This window comes from Streptomyces sp. MBT53, assembly GCF_016654115.1.
Classification (GTDB): Bacteria; Actinomycetota; Actinomycetes; order Streptomycetales; family Streptomycetaceae; genus Streptomyces.
Map to the genome: position 1 here is coordinate 1 of NZ_JAEQAZ010000414.1, position 3,270 is coordinate 3,270.

The 3,270-nt window shown below is 69.8% G+C and carries 2 protein-coding genes; both read left to right on the plus strand.

What is annotated here, in order from left to right:
* The coding region (locus tag JHN45_RS51710) for a peptidoglycan recognition family protein (protein WP_236585061.1) at window positions 1-1,103 on the plus strand (1,103 nt) is incomplete at its 5' end.
* A gap of 71 nt (window positions 1,104-1,174) precedes the next feature.
* Complete coding sequence (locus tag JHN45_RS51715; RefSeq protein ID WP_201056438.1) at window positions 1,175-2,977, plus strand: ABC-F family ATP-binding cassette domain-containing protein; 1,803 nt, start codon at window positions 1,175-1,177, stop codon at window positions 2,975-2,977.
* Window positions 2,978-3,270: the final 293 nt, after the last annotated feature.

Genomic DNA, 3,270 nt, shown 5'->3' on the forward strand with positions numbered 1-3,270 from the left:
CCCCCACCCCGTCCCACCGCAGGAAGCGGTCCCTATCGCGTCGCGGCGCGATAGGGGCCGCCGGAGCCGTGGCCGCCGGGGCCGCCCTCACCCCCGTGGTGTTCGCGGCCACCGACTCCGATTCCGGCTCCGGCTCGGACTCAACCCCTGACACGACCCCGCCGGGCACGCAGCCGGAGACCTTCCCGGCCACCCGCACCGAGACGACCACCGGCACCGCCCCCACCACCACGGCCTTCGCCGCGTCCTACGTCGGCCTCCGCTGGACCGGCGACCAGGACGGCGCAGGCATCCGCCTCGCGGAGGGCAACTGGCAGCGGACCGGCACCGGTTGCGCGACGATCGACGGCGGCGGTACGGCGTTGATCGCGGCCGACGAGGCCACCACGTACGAGGTGAGGACACCGGCAGGCGCGACGGACGTCAGCTCCGTGGCCATCGACTGCACCCGAGGCCCGGGCCGCACCTTCCACGTACCGTCGGAGCCGACCCGCGTCCGTGGCGTCCGCTACCTCTCGCGCCCGGCCTGGGGCGCCGACGAGTCCAAGCGGTACAAGGACGGCAAGGTCAACACCCCCGAGGCGTACTACCCGTTGCAGTCGATCACGGTCCACCACACGGACACCCCGAACGCGGACCCGGACCCGGCCGCGACCGTCCGGGGCATCTACGAGTACCACGCGGTCACCCTCGACTGGGGCGACATCGGCTACCACTTCCTCATCGACGAGGCGGGTGTCGTCTACGAGGGCCGCTACTCCGGCGACGATCCCGTCCCGGCCTTCGACTCCGACGGCAACCTGGTCACCGCCTTCCACACGGCGGGCTTCAACTCGGGCAACCTGGGCATCGCCCTCATCGGCACCCTGGTGTCCCAGCCCCCGACGGCCGCGGCGAAGGCCTCCCTGATCCGCCTCATCAAGGTCATCACCCGCTTCAAGGGCCTCGACCCCCAGGCGAAGATCACCTACACCAACCCGGTGAACGGCGTGAAGAAGGACAACGAGACGATCAGCGGCCACCGGGACTGGCTCCAGACGGACTGCCCGGGCCAGACGATGTACGACCTGCTGAGCGAGGTCAGGGCTGCGGCAGCGCGCTGACCTGGGCGGATCGTCAGCCTCCCGCCGCGCATTACTCTGGGAGGCTGACCGTCCCCCCTGTCAGGAGAGAAATGGCCGTCAACCTGGTCAATGTCGAGAACGTCAGCAAGGTGTACGGCACCCGTGCCCTGCTCGACGGTGTCTCGCTCGGTGTCTCCGAAGGGGACCGGATCGGGGTCGTGGGCCGCAACGGAGACGGCAAGACCACCCTGATCCGGATGCTCGCCAAGCTGGAGGAGTCCGACACCGGCCGCGTCACCCACTCCGGAGGACTCCGGCTGGGAGTCCTCACCCAGCACGACTCCCTCGACCCGGAGGCGACCGTCCGGCACGAGGTCATCCGGGACATGGCCGACCACGAGTGGGCGGGCAACTCCAAGATCCGCGACGTACTGACGGGACTCTTCGGCGGGCTCGACCTGCCGGGCTTCCCGCAGGGACTCGACACCGTGATCGGCCCGCTCTCCGGTGGCGAGCGCCGCCGTATCGCGCTCGCGAAGCTGCTCATCGAGGACCAGGACCTGGTCGTCCTCGACGAGCCGACGAACCACCTCGACGTCGAGGGCATCGCCTGGCTCGCCCAGCACCTGCGCGAGCGGCGCTCCGCGCTCGTCTGCGTGACCCACGACCGCTGGTTCCTGGACCAGGTCTGCACGCAGATGTGGGACGTGCAGAAGGGCGACGTCTACGAGTACGAGGGCGGCTACACCGACTACGTCTTCGCCCGCGCCGAACGCGAGCGCATCGCCGCCACCGAGGAGACCAAGCGGCAGAACCTGGTCCGCAAGGAGCTCGCGTGGCTGCGCCGGGGCGCCCCGGCCCGTACGTCCAAGCCGCGGTTCCGCGTCGAGGCCGCCAACGAACTGATCGCGGACGTGCCGCCGCCCCGCGACACCAGCGAGCTGATGAAGTTCGCCTCCACGCGCCTGGGCCGGACCGTCTTCGACCTGGAGGACGTCACCGTCCAGGCCGGTCCCAAGGTGCTGCTGAAGCACGTCACCTGGCACCTCGGCCCCGGCGACCGCATCGGCCTGGTCGGTGTCAACGGCGCCGGCAAGACCTCCCTGCTGCGGGCCCTCGCGGACGCCGCCCGCAGCGACGGCGAGACGCAGCCCGTGGCCGGCAAGGTCGTCGTGGGGAAGACGGTGAAGCTCGCGTACCTCTCGCAGGAGGTCGCCGAACTCAAGCCCACGCTGCGGGTGTTGGAGGCCGTGCAGCAGGTGCGGGAGCGGGTCGATCTCGGCAAGGGGCGGGAGATGACCGCCGGGCAGCTGTGCGAGACGTTCGGCTTCAACAAGGAGAAGCAGTGGACGCCGGTCGGGGACCTGTCGGGCGGTGAGCGGCGCAGGCTCCAGCTCCTCCGCCTCCTCATGGACGAGCCCAACGTCCTCTTCCTCGACGAGCCCACCAACGACCTCGACATCGAGACGCTGACCCAGCTGGAGGACGTCCTCGACGGCTGGCCCGGTTCGATGATCGTGATCTCCCACGACCGGTTCTTCGTCGAGCGCACCACCGACAAGGTGTACGCCCTCCTCGGTGACGCGACCCTGCGGATGCTGCCGCGCGGCATCGACGAGTACCTGGAGCGACGCCACCGTATGGAGGAGGTCGCCGCCGCTGCCGTCACCGTCGTGGAGAAGGCCGCGCCCGCCGTGAGCGCCGCCGACCAGCGGGCCGCGAAGAAGGAACTCCAGAAGATCGAGCGGCAGTTGGACAAGGTCTCCGAGAAGGAGGCCAAGCTGCACACGCAGATCGCCGACAACGCCACGGACTTCGCGAAGGTGGCCGAACTGGACGCGCAGCTGCGGGACTTGGGCGGCGAGCGCGAGGAGCTGGAGATGCGGTGGCTGGAACTCGCCGAGGACGCGTGAAAGGTGCGTGAAGGCGCATAACGGAGGCATCACGGGCCGGTTCTCCCTTGGGTACAGGGGTGAACCGGCCCGTTGTCCATGGACAGCCGAGTGATAGAAAGGGCCGTCTGAGACCTGCTTGAACGCGCCTCCGGGTCCTCGCGAACTTCGGGGCGTGGCTAAAAATCAGTGAACGAGGGGGAGCCGCTGATGACTCAGCCGCCCGAACAGCCGCCGTCCGGCGGTTACGGAGCGCCGAAGCCGCCGGACGGTGGCTGTGGCGGTTGGTTCGGCGGCGCTCCGTAACCGCCGGA

Excerpts from the sequence above, each read along its gene's own strand:
- JHN45_RS51715 (WP_201056438.1), top strand. The coding sequence starts at position 1,175 with ATGGCCGTCAACCTGGTCAATGTCGAGAACGTCAGCAAGGTGTACGGC.